The organism is Sphingobium estronivorans, from assembly GCF_008692605.1.
Lineage (GTDB): Bacteria > Pseudomonadota > Alphaproteobacteria > Sphingomonadales > Sphingomonadaceae > Sphingobium > Sphingobium estronivorans.
The window spans coordinates 1-16540 of record NZ_LFCT01000033.1 but is presented as its reverse complement, the minus strand read 5'-3'; the positions used below and the strand labels follow the sequence as shown (position 1 = coordinate 16540).

The window sequence follows — 16540 nt, the reverse complement described above, 5'->3', positions numbered from 1 at the left end:
CGAACAGGAGCATGAAAGGGCGACAGCAGCAAGAGGCGTATGAGGGCAGTGATACAGCAAAGGCCCCGCCAATTGGCGAGGCCTTCCGTGACAAATGCAGCGCTGGATCAGATCTTGTCGCCCAAGGCGCCCTTCACCGATCCCTTGACGTCCTGAATGGTGCCCTTGGCCTTTTGCGCCTGGCCTTCCGCCACCAGATCGGGGTCACGCCGGTTCTTGCCGACGGCTTCCTTCACAGCGCCCGCCGCCTTGTTTCCTGCGGCCTTTGCCTTGTCGGTCAGTTCACCCATGGAGCTTCTCCTTTCGCTTGCTGTTGCGGGTTTAACCAGCGGGCGGAAGGAAAAGTTGCTTTTGGTGCGCAGACGAAACGGTGATGAGAGACGGGAAGGCGGATGTCATGACCGCTTCCTTTCCTGCAGGACAAAAGAAAAGGGGCCGGAAAACCGGCCCCTTCCCATATTCGTTCCGATCGAACCGATCAGCGCTTCGAGAACTGGAAGCTGCGGCGGGCCTTGGCCTTGCCGTACTTCTTACGCTCGACGGTGCGGCTGTCGCGGGTCAGGAAGCCTTCGGCCTTGACCGCGCTGCGCAGCGCCGGTTCGTACTTCGACAGAGCCTGGGCGATGCCATGCTTCACCGCACCGGCCTGACCCGACAGACCGCCGCCCTTGACGGTGGCGATCACGTCATACTGACCTTCGCGCTCAGTGACGCCGAAGGGCTGGTTGATGACCAGACGCAGGGTCGGGCGGGCGAAGTAGATTTCCTGATCGCGGCCGTTGACCGTGATCTTGCCGGTGCCGGGCTTCACCCAGACGCGAGCGACGGCGTCCTTACGACGGCCGGTCGCATAAGCGCGGCCGAGGCTGTCGATTTCCTGATCGCGCAGCGGAGCAGAGGGCTGAACCGGAGCGATGGGCGCATCGGCGGCGACAGTCTCGGCAGCGGCGGGCGCGGCAGCCGGAGCGTTGGCGGTCAGCGACGCGAGGTCGGACAGGGACTGGCGGTTATCGGACATTATGCACCCACCTTGTTCTTGCGGTTGCGCGACGCGAAATCGAGCACTTCGGGGTTCTGCGCTTCGTGGGGATGCTCGGCGCCGGCGAAGATGCGCAGGTTGCGCATCTGCTGGCGGCCCAGCGGGCCACGGGGGATCATGCGCTCAACGGCCTTTTCCAGGACGCGCTCGGGGAAACGGCCTTCCAGAACCTTCTGGGGGGTGGTTTCCTTGATGCCGCCGGCATAGCCGGTGTGCTTGTAATACACCTTGTCGGTCAGCTTGCGGCCGGTGAACTTCACCTTTTCCGCGTTGATGATGATGACATTGTCACCGCAATCGACGTGGGGGGTGAAGCTCGGCTTGTGCTTGCCGCGCAGGATGTTCGCGACGGTCGAGGCGAGGCGGCCGACGACGAGGCCTTCCGCGTCGATCAGGATCCACTTCTTTTCGACCGTGGCCGGGGTCGCCGGCTTCGTGGTCTTCATCAGCGCCTTCATGGTGCCAATCTCCAGTTGAAAAACATACACCGATTGCCGTCACCGGCTTTCGGAAGATGCGCGCTAATGACGGGTGACGTGCCCCAAGTCAAGAGATTCGGCGGCTTTGCTGACGGGTAAAATAATACCTGTCACTTGGCGAGCTGATCGCCCACCCACTTCGCGAAGGCATTATCGGCGGCCTCCACCGGCAGAGCGAGGATCGCGGGAACCTCATAATCATGCAGCTGCGCGATCCGCTCCATCAGCGCGTCGCGGCGCGACGGCGTGGTCTTGAAGAGCACGGGCACTTCCGCCGTCTCCTCCAGCACGCCGTTCCATTCGTAAAGGGATGTCGCCTCCCCCAGCAGATTGGCGCAGCCGATCAGCCGTTCCTCGATCAACTGGCGCGCCATCCCCAGCGCGGCCTCGCGAGAGCCGAACAGCGTGTAGACCAGCGCGACGGCACTCATCCCCGCCGCTCGCCCAGGCTGTGCGCGGCCCATGTCGCGGATGCGACCACCAGCGCGCCGACCGCCTGGTGCAGCACGGCAAGCGGCAGCGCGATGCCGCTGACCACCGTGGCGATGCCCAGCGCGATCTGCGTGCCGACGGCGGCATTGAGCGCGATGGACGGGCCGCGTTCCCCGGCCTGCCGGGCCATGCGCGCGAGCAGGATCAGCATGGCGGCGGCCACCCAGGCCCACCAGCGATGGATGAAATGCACCAGATAGGGGTCGCTCGACACCGTTGCCCAGAGCGAGCCGAGCCACTGAATCCCCTGCGGCACGAAATGGTCGTTCATCAACGGCCAGGTGCTGGAGACATAGCCTGCATCCAGCCCCGCGGTGAAGGCCCCGAACATAAGCTGCACCAGCAATGCGGCAAGAGCCGCAATGGCAAAGGGGTGCAGCATCGCCGGCTTGGCGAAGGGCGTCCTCGACCGGGTCAGCAGGTCGAGCGCGGTCCAGATGAGACCGCCCATGATGAACAGCGCCGTCAGCAGATGCACGGCCAGCCGGTAATGGCTGACATCGGTGCGCACCGACAGGCCCGACTTCACCATCCACCAGCCGATCCCGCCCTGCAATCCGCCCAGCGCCAGCAGCGCCACCAGACGCAGGCCATAGCCCTGCGGGATCGCCCGTTTCCACGCGAACCACAGCAGCGGCAGCGCGAAGGCCACGCCGATCAGCCGCCCGAGCAGCCGGTGCACCCATTCCCAGAAGAAGATGAACTGGAAATCGCCGAGCGTCATGCCCTGCCGCAACTGCTGATATTCGGGAATCTGCTGATAATCGTGGAACGCGTCCATCCACTGGTCATGGGTGAGCGGCGGAATGGCGCCGGTGATCGGTTTCCATTGGGTGATCGATAGGCCGGATTCGGTCAGGCGTGTGATGCCGCCGACGACCACCATGCAGAAGACCAGCGCGGCGACGGCCAGCAGCCAGCGCGCGATAGAGGCGGGACGTGGAACGGCGATGGCCGGACGGCCAAGGGTCAGCGCAGTCATAGGGCCGATCCATGCCCCCTTGTCCGCCCGGTTGCAAGGGCGAGGCCCAACATGGACAAAAGGTCATGGTGGCGAGCACGCCAAAGGATACAAATGGTTGGACAGGCGTATCTTGCTTCATGATGACATTAACCGAGGATAAGGGATGAGCCGTGTCGCGCCCACCGTCGACATGATCGCCGGGCACGGGCCGCTGGGCGTCCTGACCGCGCGCATCGGCGCCGCGTCGCCGCTGGGTCCGGTGGCGGGCTGGTCCCCCGCCCTCGTGTCGACCGTCCGGCTCATGCTGTCGTCCCAGGCGGAGATCGTCCTGTTCTGGGGGCCGGATTTGTGCGCGCTCTATAACGAAGCCTATGCGCCGACCATCGGCGACAAGCATCCCGATGCCCTGGGCCGCCCGGCGCGGGAAGGATGGGCGGAACTGTGGGACGATCTGGAACCGCTGCTCCGATCGGTGGTGGAGCGGGGGGAAACGATCCATGCCAGGGACCGCCCCTTCTATATCGAGCGGAACAGCGGGCCGGAGGGGAGCAGACGGGGCGAGCATGTCTGGTTCGACATCAGCTATTCCCCGGTGTTCGAGGCGGACGGATCGATCGGCGGCGCGCTGTGTATCGTCAGCGAGACGACCCGGCGCGTCCTGGCCGAGCAGGAGATGCGGGCGGACCGGGCGCGGCTGTGGACGCTGGCGCGCGATCCGTTCCTGGTTGCGGACCGCGATGGCGTATGGCTGGCCGCCAGCCCCGCCTGGACCGACATATTGGGCTGGAGCGAGCAGGAACTGATCGGCCGCACCTCCGAATGGATGGAACATCCCGACGATCCGGCTCCGACGCGGGACGCAATCGCGACGATGGACGAAGCGGTTCCGACGCTGCGGTTCGAGAACCGCTTTCGGGCGAAGGACGGCAGCTATCGGACTTTCAGCTGGACGGCGGTACCGGAAAACGACCTTCTTTACTGCGTCGCCCGCGACGTGACCGAGCAACGCGCCCATGCCCGCGCCCTGGCGGAGGCGGAGGCAGCGTTGCGGCAGTCGCAGAAGATGGAGACATTGGGCCAGTTGACCGGCGGCGTGGCGCATGACTTCAACAATCTGTTGCAGATCGTCAGCGGCAATCTGGAACTGGTGCGGCGCGGCCTGGGCGAGGATCAGGCGCGGCTGCGCCGGGCGACGGACAACGCCATGGCGGGGGCCGAGCGCGCGGCGCTGCTGACCCAGCGGCTGCTCGCTTTTTCCCGTCGCCAGCCGCTCGCGCCCGAGCGGGTCGATCCCAACCGGCTGGTCAGCGGCATGTCCGACCTGCTGAGCCGGACCCTGGGCGAGGCCATTGAGGTCGAGACAATCCAGAGCGCCCGCATCTGGCCGGTCGAGATCGACGTCAACCAGATGGAAAATGCGCTGCTGAACCTGGCCGTCAACGCGCGCGACGCCATGCCGCAGGGCGGCAAGCTGACCATAGAAATCGCCAACACCCATATCGACGCCGCCTATGCCGCGCAGGATGCGGAGGTGACGCCCGGCCAATATGTGCTGATCTGCATGTCCGATACCGGGGAAGGCATGGACGAGAATGTGCTGAGCCATGCCATCGAGCCCTTCTTCACCACCAAGGAGGTGGGGCGCGGCACGGGCCTGGGCCTGTCGATGGTCTATGGCTTCATCAAGCAGTCGGGCGGCCATATCCGCGTCTATTCGGAGACCGGGCACGGGACCACGGTGAAAATCTATCTGCCGCGCTTCTACGGCCCCTTGCCGGACAACGACACCGGCGGGGCCACTCGCTGCCCGCCCGAATGCCGGGGCACGGAACGGGTCCTTGTGTGCGAGGACGATGAAAAGGTGCGCGCCTACACCGTCGATGTCCTGCTGGAGCTTGGCTATGACGTGATCGAGGCAGGCGATGGCGCCGCCGCGCTGGAGGCGCTGGACCGCGCCTCGCCGCCCGTCGACCTGCTGTTCACCGACGTCATCCTGCCCGGCGGCATGACCGGCGCCGACATTGCGCGCGAGGCGCAGGACCGGCATCCAGAGCTGACGGTGCTGTTCGCGACGGGCTATGCGCGCAACGCGATCATCCACCATGGGCGGCTCGAGCCGGGGGTTGAACTGTTGACCAAGCCGTTCACCTATGCCGACCTCGCCGCCAAGGTGCGCGAAATGCTGGATCGCGCCCATAAGCGGCAGGCTGGATGATGTTGGCGCCCGGCAGAAGCCGATGACGCCGCCCACCGGTGGCGGGCGCCTTTCCTTGCGAACGGCATTCCCCTAGGACGCGGTTCGAAGACTGAACGAGGAGCCGGGATTTGGGGAGCGCGCGCAGGGAAGGGACCGAACGCAAACCGGCGGCGCAGGAAGGCGCGCTCCGCATTCATCAGGCCATTGCCCGGCAACTGGGCACCGCGATCCTCACGGGCATCCACAAGCCGGGCGACCTGTTCGAAGGCGAGATCGAGGCGTCGGAACGGCTCCGCGTCTCCCGCACCGCCTATCGCGAGGCGGTGCGCATCCTCATCGCCAAGGGCATGCTGGACAGCCGGCCCAAGGCGGGAACCCGCGTGCTGCCGCGCAGCCGCTGGAATGTGCTGGACGCGGAAATGCTGGGCTGGATGTTCGCGGGCGAGCCGGATCGCGACTTCATCCGCGACCTGTTCGAACTGCGCAGCGTGATCGAACCGGCGGCGGCGGAGTTTGCCGCGCGGCGGCGCACGGACGAACAACTGGCCGTCATGACGCAGGCGCTGGCCGATATGGAAAGCCACGGCCTGTCCACCCCGGACGGCCGGGCGGCAGACCAGCGTTTCCACCATGCCCTATTGGCTGCGACGCAGAATGACGCGCTGGCCGCACTGGCCAGTTCCGTCGGCGCGGCGGTGGGCTGGACCACCATGTTCAAGCATCGCCGCAAATTGCTGCCGCGCGATCCGCTCCCCGATCACCAGGCGGTCTGTCACGCCATCGCCGCCCGCGACACTGCCGCCGCGCGCGCCAGCATGGTGGAACTGCTGCGGCTGGCGCAGGCCGACATGGAGATCGCCCTGTCGGAACCCGCCTGCGGTTAAATCCGTCGTCGGCATCGTCATCGTTCGGGCCGCTCCGCCCCCAGATAGCCATGCAGGAAGATCGACACGGCCAGGTTGGCATGGTCCGCGCGCTCCGCTTCGGTCGGGACCGTGTCGAGCAGAAGATATCGGTTGCCGCCGGTCGCCAATATCATGAACTGATCGGCCGCCCATTCCGGCTCGTCCAGCGTCAGCAAGCCGTCCGCCGCACAGCAGCGCAGATAATCCACCAGGGGTCCGACCAGCCTGTTCCGCGTCATGTCATAGATCGCATGCGCGACATCTGGCATCGCCTTCGCCTCGGCGCTGACGGTGCGAAAGAGGCGGACGCCCGCCTCTCCCTGCATCGCGGCGGAGATCGCGACCGCCGCCGATTGCAGAGTGTCGGCCACCGGCCGGGCGGTGGACAGGCGGAGCGGCACCTCCGCCACGATCTCTCCGGCGGCCTGTACCATCACCGCCTGGAACAGCCCCTTCTTGCTGCCGAAATGCCGGTACAGCGTGCCCCGCCCGACCCGGGCTGCGACGCCGATTTCATCCAGGCTCGCCCCTCTATAGCCCCGTTCATGGAAATGGGCGCGCGCCACGGCCATGAGATGCGCGACATGGCTTGCCATCGGAGGGACCGGAGGCGCCGGATCGAGCGTGAATTCCCGGAAAGGACCGCGCCCCCCCGCCACGCCGCGAACGTCCGCGGCACAGCCATGGAGGAACAGGCCCGCCACCCGCCGAGCCGCCCGCTCGCGTTCCGCCTCATCCCATGCGGCAGCGCCCATCAAATGCCGCAGCCCCGCCGCCGCGAGGGCACCGAATTGCGCGACGGTATCGAGCGGGACCGGATCCGCCATTCCCCGCTCCCGCGCCAGACGCTCCAGAAACGCCTGAAGGGGAAGCAGACTGTCGACGGCATCGGATGAGACGGCACGGGCCAGTTCGGGAAAGCTGGCGGCGGTCCCGACCGCCAGCCAGTTGGGCGAAGGATGCTGCGCATCGGCGGCCCGATCGTAGATGGCGCGCGCGCATCGGGCCATGACGATCTCGGTCGCGGCGTCCTCCCGGAAGATGTCGGCAAAATCATGCGCGAATTCGTCCGCCACGCCTTTCATGGCTGCCCGGAAAAGCGCCTGCTTGTCATCGAAATGCCGGTAGATGGTTTCCTTGCTGACGCCCGAAGCGCGTGCGAGGGCGTCGATGCTGACATGCTGATAACCATGCTGCATGAAGGCATGGCGCGCCGCAAAAAGAAGATGATCGAGCCGTTGCGAACCCTTGAGAGCGGCGTTCGACCCGATGGGATTGGATCGCCGCTCCACCCCTTTTGCTGGCCGCGATTTTTCGGTCAGCGATCGTTCCCGATCGCCTGGAAATCGCTCTTGTCGTTCGTCGGCATCGATCTTCATGCAGACCGACATGGCAGAGGGCCACCCGCTTTCAAGGACATGTTTCCCATTTGGAGCGTTCTTTCCGGCATGACAAGCCTGCTTGCAAAAAGGCGAACGGTCGCATACCGTTTGGACAGAACCGCAGAAGCGGACGGTGCCTGAATTGCGGAAGAGGACGACCATGGACGACATTCCCTATCTGCTGCGGGGCGTAACCCCGGTGACCACCGAAAGCAGCGTGCTCATCAGTTCATCGAAATATCTGAACCATCCGCGCATGCGTGACTGGATGTCGACGATCACGCTCAAGCGCAACGGATCCGACCGCCCGGCTCAGGCCGAAATGTATGAAGTCGTGGGCATATTGAATGAAATACAGGATCTCGATCATATCGAAGACCTGTTTACTGAAGAGCGCAAGCATAATCCCACGCTCGACGACTGGTTCAATCAGGGTTTCCAGTCGTCATACGGCGCCGACGACTTCAGCGACTTCAATGAAGGCACTTTGGGGCACATCTTCTACCGCGACGTGATCGCGAAGAATTTCGACCTCATCATCTACGAACAGCCGCAACCCAAGACGCAATATGACTATTTCCGTTTCCGCAGCGGCCAGACCCATGATCTGGAACACATCATGACCGGCGGCGATTTCAACTATATGGGGGAACTGGTGCCGGCCTGGGCGCGGATCACGTCCCACTTCAAGCATTTCAGCCCCGAACTCGCCGGCGAACTCTCGGTCCTCTCTATGTTCGTCACCCTGCGCTACACTGTTCGGACGATGCTGCACTATCCGCAGGTCTGGCCGGTATGCCAGAACGCCGTGGAGCGCGGCATGCGCGTCGGGCGCGAATCCGGCCCCTTCTTCATGGCGCGCTATGAGGATGTCTTCGACCTGCCGCTGGAGGATGCCCGCGCGAAGCTGGGTTATGTCGGCGCCGAATATGTCGACACCACGGAGCCATCGGCCCTGTGGGCAGAGCGGACCTGACCCATGGCGGAAAGTCTTTCGACAGTAATCGCCATGCCATCCAGCCATGCTCAAGCGCCGCGCGGGCTGAACCAAAGCGCGATGAGTTAAGCTCATCGCGCTTTGGCAGAAGATAGCATTCGCGCGCGCCAGAATTGATACCGGTCCCTTTGCGACCTTCCAAATCACGCGCGGAAATGTGCACATTTATGGAAATTTCATCAGCCATCCCGCTGATGAAACATATCGCAGCCCTTGAATTTTGGCCAGGATTGGCCGACCCGGCAGATCAAGGCCCCTCACGCTTGCCGACTGTTATACCCGTCATTTTCCCTGCATATCGAGCGCAGTTATCGAACTTTTTGCCCACCATTGAGGCAGGCTTCCTACCCCTCGGCCTGCCCCGCGATCGCCCGCGCCGCCTTGAGCGCCCCGCGCATCGCGCCCTCGATATAGCCGACGCCGCCGGCATCGCCCACCACCTGCACGGCCAGGCCCTCGCGCTTCAGCTGGTCGGCGAGCGTCAGATTGTCGCGCGCGCCCTGGGCGACGATGACATGGTCGCAGTCGATGGCCCCCGCCACGCCCTTGTCGTCGGTGAAGCGCACCTGCTTCCCCTCAATGCGGATATCCGACAGGCTGGGATGGAGGTGGATGCCATGTTCGCGCAACTCCTCCAGCAGGCGCATGCGCCGCACGATCGTCAGCCCCCGGCCGAGGCGGGGCTGCTCATCGAGCACGCTCACCTCCCGCCCGCGTTCGCCCAGGAATTCGGCCAGTTCCAGGCCGACCAGCTCGCCGCCGATAATCACGATGCGCTTCCCCAGCGGCATCCACCCATGGGTCGCCTTGCGGACGAACTCCAGATTGCCGCTCAGCCCCGTGGCGCTGCCGACCTTGGTCGCCGCGCGGGTCAGCCAGCTCGTCTTGCGCTTGAGCTCATCCGAACTCTGCCCCAGCATCATCTGGCGCAGGTCATCGCCGGACAGGACGTGCGCTTGATCGGCGCCGGGGATCGGCGGCATGGCGCGGATGGCGCCGCTCGCGACGACGACGTCATCGGGCGCGATCTGGCGAATGAGGTCCAGGGTCGCCTCGGTGGCCAGCCGGACATCGACACGGGAGGCGTCGATCTGGCGCTTCAGCCAGTCCAGCAGCCGTTCGTTCGCGGCATAGGCCAGCGACGCGAACCGCAGCGTCCCGCCCAGCTGGCCGCCCTTTTCCAGCAGGATCACCTCATGCCCCATCGCGTCGAGCCGGCGCGCTGTCTCCATCCCGCCCGGCCCGCCGCCGACCACGACGACCCGCTTGCGCGCAACCGATCCGCCCGCCGCCACAGGGCGCGCATATTCCAGCCCGGTTTCGGGATTGACCGCACAGCGGGCGGAATCGTTGACGTAGATCGCGCTGATGCAGGTGTAGCAGTAGATGCAGGGCAGGACCTCCTGCGGCCGACCCTCGGTCAGTTTCCGGGCGAGGTGCGGGTCCGCCAGCGTCTTGCGGCCCATCGCCACGAAATCCGCGCTACCCTGGGCGATCGCCGTGTCGCCGACTTCCGGCTCGATCCGCCCGGACACGATCACCGGGATGGCGATCTGCGCCTTGATCCGGGCGGCGTAGGGAATGTTGATGCCCGGCTCGTGGGGGGTATGCGATGCCGAATGCAGTTTGGGCTGATCGGTGTCATGATAGGCCGTCACGCTGATGGCGTTGGCGCCCGCCGCTTCGACCTGGCGGGCATTCCAGATCGCGTCCTCGATCGTCAGCCCGCCTTCCTTGCCGACTTCGCGGGAATCGAGCTTGACCCACATCGGAAAGTCCGGCCCCACCGCCTCGCGCACCGCGGCCAGCACTTCGAGCAGAAAGCGGATCCGGTTCTCGCGCGACCCGCCATAATCGTCGGTCCGCTGGTTGGTGAGCGGCGAAATGAAGGACGACAGCAGATAGCCGTGCCCGCCATGGATTTCGACCGCGTCGAAACCGGCGCGCTTGGCACGGATGGCCGCCGCGGCGAATTGCGAGACGACCAGCCGGATGTCGTCCGGCGTCATCACTTTAAGCTCCATCGCCGCCGTGCCCTTCGCCATGACGTCCATCTCTTCGGCGAGGAAGGCGGCGGTAAAGTCGGCCTTCGACGGCTTGGGTACCGACGGCGCCCAGATCGGCCGTCCGGCCAGCATGTCGAGCACGGCGACAAGGCCGCCATGGTGCAACTGCGCCGCGATCTTCGCGCCATGGGCGTGCACTGCCTCGGTCAGGGCGGACAGCCCCGGCAGGAACCGATCGTCGGAAATGGCGATCTGGTTGAGCTGATTGCCGCCGATCGGCCAGGCGACCCCCGCCACCCCGGTGATAATCAGCCCGACGCCGCCCTTGGCCTGTTCCTCATGATAGCGGATGATGCGCTCACCGCAGACGCCGTCGGCCTGCGCCATGCTGACGCCCATCGCCGGAACCGCGATCCGGTTGCGCAGCGTCAGCGATCCGATGCGGCCTTGCGAAAGCAGATGCTGATAAGAATTGGTCACTGGTCACACCTTTCGACACCGAACGCCGTGGGCCATCGGCATAGCCGGTCGGGCGGACGACCAACCACCAGCATTGTTTGCGCCCAAGCGCTCAAACTTGCTTCAAGCGATCACGGCCGCGACGCGGACCCTGTTCCCGCCGACACGGCCATCTGCCGGAACGTCCGGGGCGTGACGCCCGTGCCGCGCCGGAACGCCGTGGAAAAGGCGCTGGGATTGGAAAAACCCAGCAGATGGGCGATCTGCTTCAACGGCTGCCGGTCATCCCGCAACAAAGTCTTGGCCCGCTCCAGCCGGATATGGTCGACAAAGGCGCCGACCGACATGCCGGTCGTTGCCTTGAACACCCGCCGTAGGTGCGATCCGCTGATATCGCAAATATCCGCAAGCTCGCCGATGACGACGGGCCGCCCCTCGACCGCTTCGACATATTGCCGGATGCGGTCCACCTGCCAGCGCGCGAGCGGGGACGATCCGCCGCCCGTTTCGTCGCGGCGGGCATGGCGCAAATGCCGACCCAGTTCGACCAGCATCACCCGGCACAACGCGTCCACCGCAATGTCGTGCGAAAAGCCGGGATTGCGCACCTCGCCCAGCAGCAGCGAGAGCGCCTGGGTGATGACCGGCCCCGAGACCGACAGGCACGCGCGCAAATGCTGCGGATTGTCATCGGTCTCCACGCCCACCAGGTCGCGGAAATAGGCTTTGTCGAAATCGCAATAGAGCGCCGGCCTGACCGGCTTGTGGTCGCTGATCTCGGCGCGCCATTCGATGTCGGCGGGGACATAGCTGATCCGCTGGATCGGCGCGAAACCGCCGGAATTGCCATAGCGAAAGAGTCCGCGCGGACGATGGGTCTCCGATGTCCAGAAGCCGATCTGATGCGTCGCCTCCCGGCCCCGCAACCGCTCCGCGAACCTGCCGCCGACCGGCTCGCACAGCCGGATGACCGCGCCTTCGATCACGGTCGTCGCCAGCCGTTCCTCGCTCCATGCGGACGGCATGCTGACGGGAGCCGCGCCTTCCTCAGACCCATGCACTGTCATCAGACGTTTCTCTCCTCCTGATGCCTGTCGAACGCCAACCTATAGGGCCGGGCGGCGGGAGGCAATCAACCCTGTCCATGCCGAACAATCGAACGCCCCGCAGGCCGGGAATAGCCGTGCTGATGGCGGCAGCGGAATCATCGCGTAAGGATACCGATCAAGCCCATCGCCAGCGAAGCACTGGACCCAAGGATATGTCTGGGAAGAATTCTCCCGCTACGGCCTGACGCTGGAGGAGAGCCCCGACTCCATGTCGGGCAAGGCGTCCTGGATTACCAATAATCGACTGAAAGAGACGACGGCTGCAGAATTCGTCGAGAAATTGTCGCAGGGCATCCAGGCCTTTTGCGACGTCGATGGGATGGGCGGACGGAGCATCTTTCCCCGCCCCTATGCCCCCTTTTTCAAGGACGAACTCGTCCGTCAGTTCGACAAGCTTTCGATTCAGGACCGCCTCGACCAGCTTACCGTGTCACAGGAGATCAAGGACCTTACCGCCTCGTTGATGGCGATGGGCGCCGCCAATACGGTCGACCAGGGAGCCTTCCTGGACTGGGTCAAATGGTGGTCCCTCAACGATTATAGCCTTCAGAATTTCGGCGACCGGCAGGCGCGCTACAAAATCCACGAAGGAACGGGCGCGCTGGCTCGCGCGATTGCCGCGGATGCGCCGGTTGACCTCAAGCTGTCGACCCCGGTCGACGCGGTCGAGCAGTCGGAAGCTGGGGCGATCGTGAGGGCTGGCGGGGCTATTTATCGCGCCAAGGAAGTCATTTGCGCGGTTCCGCTCGCGGTTCTGCATTCGATCCGATTCACGCCGGCACTGCCTCCGGCGAAGCTGGAGGCAGCGAAAACGGCGAATGTGACGCGCGGCCGCAAGGTCTATTTCAACATCCGCGAGCGGATTGACAACTGGAGCGGTGTCGCGCCTCCGCCCTACCCGGTTACCTACGCGTTCAAGGAAGATGACTTTTTGCGCGAATTGCTCGGCAGATGCTGCAAGACGCCGAGGATGTCGCGCCAACTCTTACGGTTGATTGCCGCCATCGGCGTGTCCGCGCCGACGCTCGCCATGATCGTCGCGTAGGTCGTCCTGTAAATCGTCGTGCTTTTCTCGGTCCGCGAGGATGTTGGATCACCCAGATACAGGTCAACGACCTGCTGCATCGTCATCACCCGCCCCCGAGGTGACGGGTCGAACGCAACTTCCTTCGTCTGTGCAGGCTTCGGAATTCCGTCCCCTACCCTCTTTGCCCTGAGATCGTCGAAATGGTTCTGCATCTCGAACGCGATCTTTCGAACCAGGCGAATTGCCTAGCCGTAGGAAGCCGTTCCCAGGGATCGACTGATCCGCGATCTTCCGGTCAACCCCACCACATCGCATGCGACACGGACCCGATATTGATAAACCGCACCTCCGCGCCACAACCCCGTATGCCTTCTGGGCGACACCCTTGGGCGACACTTTAAATTGCGATTTTTCTTTGATTCTGATAGGGTTAAACCGTTCTGGGATATCCCGAAAGGGGTTCTAGCGATGCGGGTCGATGCCTCGCTCCGTCTTCTCCGAACCCTATGGGGTGCTGCTGCGCGTATTGATTGACGCGCGGCAGAAGGCTGGGCTGCGTCAGACCGATCTCGCTGACAGACTGGGCAAGCCGCAGTCATTCGTTTCAAAGATTGAACGGGGCGAGAGGCGGCTAGATCTCGTGGAGTTTCTGATTGTCGTCCGCGCTATCGGTGCGGATGAGACCGCCTTGATTCATGCGATAGCTACGAGCTTGCCGGAGAATGCGGCTCTCTAGCCGTGGCCAAGAATTTCTAGGATCGGTTTGCGAGTTCGCGAGGTCATGGATGGTGCGCGGGCTCAGACATATCAGGCAAGCAATAAACTGATATTTCTGATGGTTAGTGGTGCCGCCTACGTGACTCGAACACGTGACCCCCGCATTACGAAGGCCTCTGACGCATTTCTGGAATAGTCAGGTTTTCCGCCAATTTTTGGACGAAATGGGGAAGCACTTCCGCCTCATCCCACGGCAGACCCAAGCGCAGCGGAAATCCGGTTCGGGTGGCTTCCTAGTGAAAGCATTTTGGTAGGAAGCGATCCCGAAATTCGACCTGCGCTATACCTGCAAATGCTCTTCTCAGAAGCCGATGATCAGCATGTCCAGCGCGGCGCTTATTGCATCCTGCTCCGAACTAAGGGATTGTACGACCTCGCCCAATTCACGAATTGGAACGCTGGCAGCAAACTGCGTCACCATCACCAGCCGTTCGCCCTCCACATCGAAAATAGGGTTCAATCGGATGGCAGGTTTCGGTGCTTCGTCAACCGACATTAGCGGGACGACCAAGCGGGTATTAAGATCGCTCAACAGGTCCGCTTGGCAATCAAGCACATGGCAGCCGCCCTGCTTCTGCCGACACACATCGAACTTGGCCATTAAAACCGACGATACTGACCCAAGGGCAAGCCCCGACGATCCACATAGCTGTTCGAGCTTTCCAGCGCGGACGCATTTTCCTCTTTCCAAAGGCGGCCACGTTCTTTGGCGATCTGCTCGGTCAGCCCGACCTCGCAAGCGCGGGAAATGTTGATACCCAATCGCTTAGCTTCCGCTACCAACACTATGTCGAGCGATACGTTGGTAGGCTTGCGGGCCTGCGTCGCCAAATCATACTCGTGCCTGCCCATCAGAGCCTCCTCGAATTCATGCGCACATATATGCGCATTTGCAGCAGATCCGTCAACCTTAACCGACCGCGAAACATAACCGCAGTTATCGAACAATTTGCGTTCGATCGCTGGGTGATAGACGGTCTCGGCACTGGCTAAATTTGCGTGTGTTAGCGCAGCTTTGGAAATGGCCCTGTTTCAGCGAGGCGGCTACATCACCCCGATTTTTCCTTGCCATCGCCACCGATAAGTTGTTGTTCCAAATCGGGCTGTGTGATGGGGGCGATGAAGTTCGGTGTTTGAGATTATTGAGCGGCTGCTCCAGGGCAGCAATCAGCGCACCGAAGCTGATATCCAATCAGATGTCCGCCAACTCATTCTGACGGCACCGTTCGCCCTCGATGAGGCGCAGGTTGTCAGCCTCGAAGCACAGATTGGTGACCGACGGCGGATCGACATTGAAGTCGGGTCGACCGTGATAGAGGTGAAGCGGGATATAAGGCCCGGTCGCGTCAGGCAGAATGCCCTAGAACAACTTTCAGGTTACGTGACTACCCGTCGCGATCAAACGAACCAACGCTATGTTGGCGTGCTGACCGACGGAATCCGGTGGGTTTGCTACGACCTTCAACAGGGCGAGCTGCGCCCCGTGACAGATTTCACTCTCAGCCACGTTGGCGAGGCCGATCGGCTGGTTGTATGGCTTGAAGGGGTTCTGGCCACAACCCATGAAATCCAACCCACTGTTCAAGCGATTCAGGCGAGGCTCGGCGCTGGAAGTAGCGCCTATGCTCTCGACCGCGCATCCCTTGCGGCAATTTATACCGCTTATGGCCATGAGCCAACCGTCCAAATGAAACGCCAGCTCTGGTCCCGACTCCTCACTTCTGCCCTCGGCACGCAGTTTGAAGATACTGATGAGCTGTTCATCGAACACACGCTCCTCGTGAACTCAGCCGAAATTATTGCGCACGCCGTGCTGGGCCTCAATGTCGAGGTTCTTTCACCTGCCTCGCTCCTATCTGGGCAGCGCTTTGATGAAAGCGGTATTTATGGCGTTGTGGAGCCAGATTTCTTTGATTGGATCGTTGAAGTCGAGGGAGGGGAAACCTTCATTCGCACTCTGGCTCGCCGCCTAGCCCGCTTCGATTGGAGTGAGGTTGAGCAGGACGTCCTGAAAGTGCTTTACGAAAGCATTATCGGTCCAGATACGCGCAAGCGGCTTGGCGAGTATTACACCCCGGATTGGTTGGCGGAAGCCGTCGTCGCAGAGAGCCTACCAAATCCCCTCTCAACGCGAGCACTCGACCCGGCTTGTGGCTCCGGAACTTTCCTCTTTCATGCCGTACGCGCCTATATCGCTGCCGCCGAAGCGGCTCGCCAGTCCCTTCCGGTTCTGCTGGAAGGCGTAACCAGCCACGTGCTGGGAATGGACCTGCATCCCGTGGCCGTCACGCTTGCGCGGGTCACCTACATTCTTGCCATCGGTCGCACGCGGTTACTCGATCCATCACGTCAGACGATCCAGATCCCGGTCTACTTGGGAGATTCACTCCAGTGGCAAGAGCAAAACCTCGACCTTTGGTCGGCGGGCAATCTGGTCATCCACGCCGATGACAATGGAGAATTGTTTACATCAGATCTCCGCTTTCCCTCGACGTTGCTTGAGAACGCAAGCCGCTTCGATCAGTTGGTAAACGAGATGGCCGGTCGTGCGTCAGCGCGGCAGCCGGGTGCAGCCATACCTTCGCTCAACGCCGTGTTTCAGCGGTTCGCTATTCCAGAAAATGATCGTGGGACGCTCAACGGCACCTTCGAAACGATGTGTAGGCTTCACGATGAAGGCCGCGACTGTCCGCCGTCAGCGCCCATG

17 protein-coding genes and 1 pseudogene are annotated in these 16540 nt (G+C 63.0%); 7 read left to right on the top strand and 11 right to left on the bottom strand.

Going from position 1 to position 16540, the window contains the following annotated elements; translation table 11 throughout:
* Positions 1-107 precede the first annotated feature (107 nt).
* The 5 genes from F7P65_RS19745 to F7P65_RS19725 all read right to left on the bottom strand — a co-directional run bounded on the left by F7P65_RS19745 (position 108) and on the right by F7P65_RS19725 (position 2992).
* Positions 108-290 carry a CsbD family protein gene (locus F7P65_RS19745; protein ID WP_150294873.1) on the bottom strand — a complete coding sequence of 61 codons (183 nt, stop codon included), beginning with the start codon at positions 288-290 and terminating at the stop codon, positions 108-110.
* A 188-nt stretch (positions 291-478) separates the two neighbouring features.
* Complete coding sequence (rpsI, locus tag F7P65_RS19740; RefSeq protein WP_150294871.1) at positions 479-1018, bottom strand: 30S ribosomal protein S9; 540 nt, start codon at positions 1016-1018, stop codon at positions 479-481.
* A complete protein-coding gene (gene rplM / locus F7P65_RS19735; RefSeq protein ID WP_150294869.1) occupies positions 1018-1497 on the bottom strand; it encodes a 50S ribosomal protein L13 in 480 nt (159 codons plus the stop codon). The genes rpsI and rplM overlap by 1 nt, the downstream gene beginning before the upstream one ends.
* 131 nt (positions 1498-1628) lie before the next feature.
* A complete protein-coding gene (gene cutA / locus F7P65_RS19730; protein WP_150294867.1) occupies positions 1629-1949 on the bottom strand; it encodes a divalent-cation tolerance protein CutA in 321 nt (106 codons plus the stop codon).
* Positions 1946-2992, bottom strand: a complete 1047-nt coding sequence (locus F7P65_RS19725; protein ID WP_150294865.1) for a COX15/CtaA family protein — start codon at positions 2990-2992, stop codon at positions 1946-1948. Before F7P65_RS19725 ends, cutA begins: the two co-directional genes overlap by 4 nt.
* A 145-nt stretch (positions 2993-3137) precedes the next feature.
* On the opposite strand from F7P65_RS19725, the gene F7P65_RS19720 reads away from it, so the two are divergent.
* Together F7P65_RS19720 and F7P65_RS19715 are read left to right on the top strand one after the other, a co-directional pair.
* Complete coding sequence (locus F7P65_RS19720) at positions 3138-5189, top strand: hybrid sensor histidine kinase/response regulator (RefSeq protein WP_150294863.1); 2052 nt, start codon at positions 3138-3140, stop codon at positions 5187-5189.
* Between the two features lie 110 nt (positions 5190-5299).
* Positions 5300-6055: a FadR/GntR family transcriptional regulator gene (locus F7P65_RS19715; protein ID WP_150294861.1), complete on the top strand. Its 756-nt coding sequence runs from the start codon at positions 5300-5302 to the stop codon at positions 6053-6055.
* A 17-nt stretch (positions 6056-6072) separates the two neighbouring features.
* Here F7P65_RS19715 and F7P65_RS19710 read toward each other — a convergent pair whose 3' ends face one another.
* The gene (locus tag F7P65_RS19710) at positions 6073-7248 is read right to left on the bottom strand and encodes a TetR/AcrR family transcriptional regulator (RefSeq protein ID WP_420853327.1); all 1176 of its coding nucleotides are present in this window, start codon (positions 7246-7248) and stop codon (positions 6073-6075) included.
* Here F7P65_RS19710 and F7P65_RS22110 point away from each other — a divergent pair.
* Together F7P65_RS22110 and F7P65_RS19705 are read left to right on the top strand one after the other, a co-directional pair.
* On the top strand, positions 7132-7599 hold the full coding sequence (locus tag F7P65_RS22110) for a hypothetical protein (protein WP_240334404.1): 468 nt from the start codon (positions 7132-7134) through the stop codon (positions 7597-7599). The genes F7P65_RS19710 and F7P65_RS22110 overlap by 117 nt on opposite strands.
* 19 nt (positions 7600-7618) lie before the next feature.
* Complete coding sequence (locus tag F7P65_RS19705; protein ID WP_150294857.1) at positions 7619-8434, top strand: hypothetical protein; 816 nt, start codon at positions 7619-7621, stop codon at positions 8432-8434.
* Between the two features lie 365 nt (positions 8435-8799).
* Here the strand turns inward: F7P65_RS19705 and F7P65_RS19700 are convergent, their stop codons facing one another.
* Together F7P65_RS19700 and F7P65_RS19695 are read right to left on the bottom strand one after the other, a co-directional pair.
* The gene (locus F7P65_RS19700; protein WP_150294855.1) at positions 8800-10941 is read right to left on the bottom strand and encodes an oxidoreductase; all 2142 of its coding nucleotides are present in this window, start codon (positions 10939-10941) and stop codon (positions 8800-8802) included.
* Positions 10942-11051: 110 nt separating this feature from the next.
* Positions 11052-11987 carry an AraC family transcriptional regulator gene (locus F7P65_RS19695; protein ID WP_150294853.1) on the bottom strand — a complete coding sequence of 312 codons (936 nt, stop codon included), beginning with the start codon at positions 11985-11987 and terminating at the stop codon, positions 11052-11054.
* Between the two features lie 193 nt (positions 11988-12180).
* Here F7P65_RS19695 and F7P65_RS19690 point away from each other — a divergent pair.
* A pseudogene (locus tag F7P65_RS19690) lies at positions 12181-13074 on the top strand (FAD-dependent oxidoreductase); the annotation flags it as partial.
* Between the two features lie 227 nt (positions 13075-13301).
* On the opposite strand, the gene F7P65_RS22660 reads toward F7P65_RS19690, so the two are convergent.
* Positions 13302-13439 carry a DUF6538 domain-containing protein gene (locus F7P65_RS22660; protein WP_420853325.1) on the bottom strand — a complete coding sequence of 46 codons (138 nt, stop codon included), beginning with the start codon at positions 13437-13439 and terminating at the stop codon, positions 13302-13304.
* Between the two features lie 95 nt (positions 13440-13534).
* Between F7P65_RS22660 and F7P65_RS22655 the strand changes: the two genes are divergently transcribed.
* Positions 13535-13792: a helix-turn-helix domain-containing protein gene (locus F7P65_RS22655; protein WP_150294848.1), complete on the top strand. Its 258-nt coding sequence runs from the start codon at positions 13535-13537 to the stop codon at positions 13790-13792.
* A gap of 342 nt (positions 13793-14134) precedes the next feature.
* On the opposite strand, the gene F7P65_RS19680 is transcribed toward F7P65_RS22655, so the two are convergent.
* Both F7P65_RS19680 and F7P65_RS19675 read right to left on the bottom strand, forming a co-directional pair.
* On the bottom strand, positions 14135-14434 hold the full coding sequence (locus F7P65_RS19680) for a CcdB family protein (protein WP_061939439.1): 300 nt from the start codon (positions 14432-14434) through the stop codon (positions 14135-14137).
* On the bottom strand, positions 14434-14685 hold the full coding sequence (locus F7P65_RS19675) for a type II toxin-antitoxin system CcdA family antitoxin (protein WP_061939437.1): 252 nt from the start codon (positions 14683-14685) through the stop codon (positions 14434-14436). Before F7P65_RS19675 ends, F7P65_RS19680 begins: the two co-directional genes overlap by 1 nt.
* Before the next feature lie 277 nt (positions 14686-14962).
* On the opposite strand from F7P65_RS19675, the gene F7P65_RS19670 reads away from it, so the two are divergent.
* Positions 14963-16540: N-6 DNA methylase (locus F7P65_RS19670; RefSeq protein WP_150294845.1), on the top strand; the 1578-nt coding region annotated here is incomplete at its 3' end.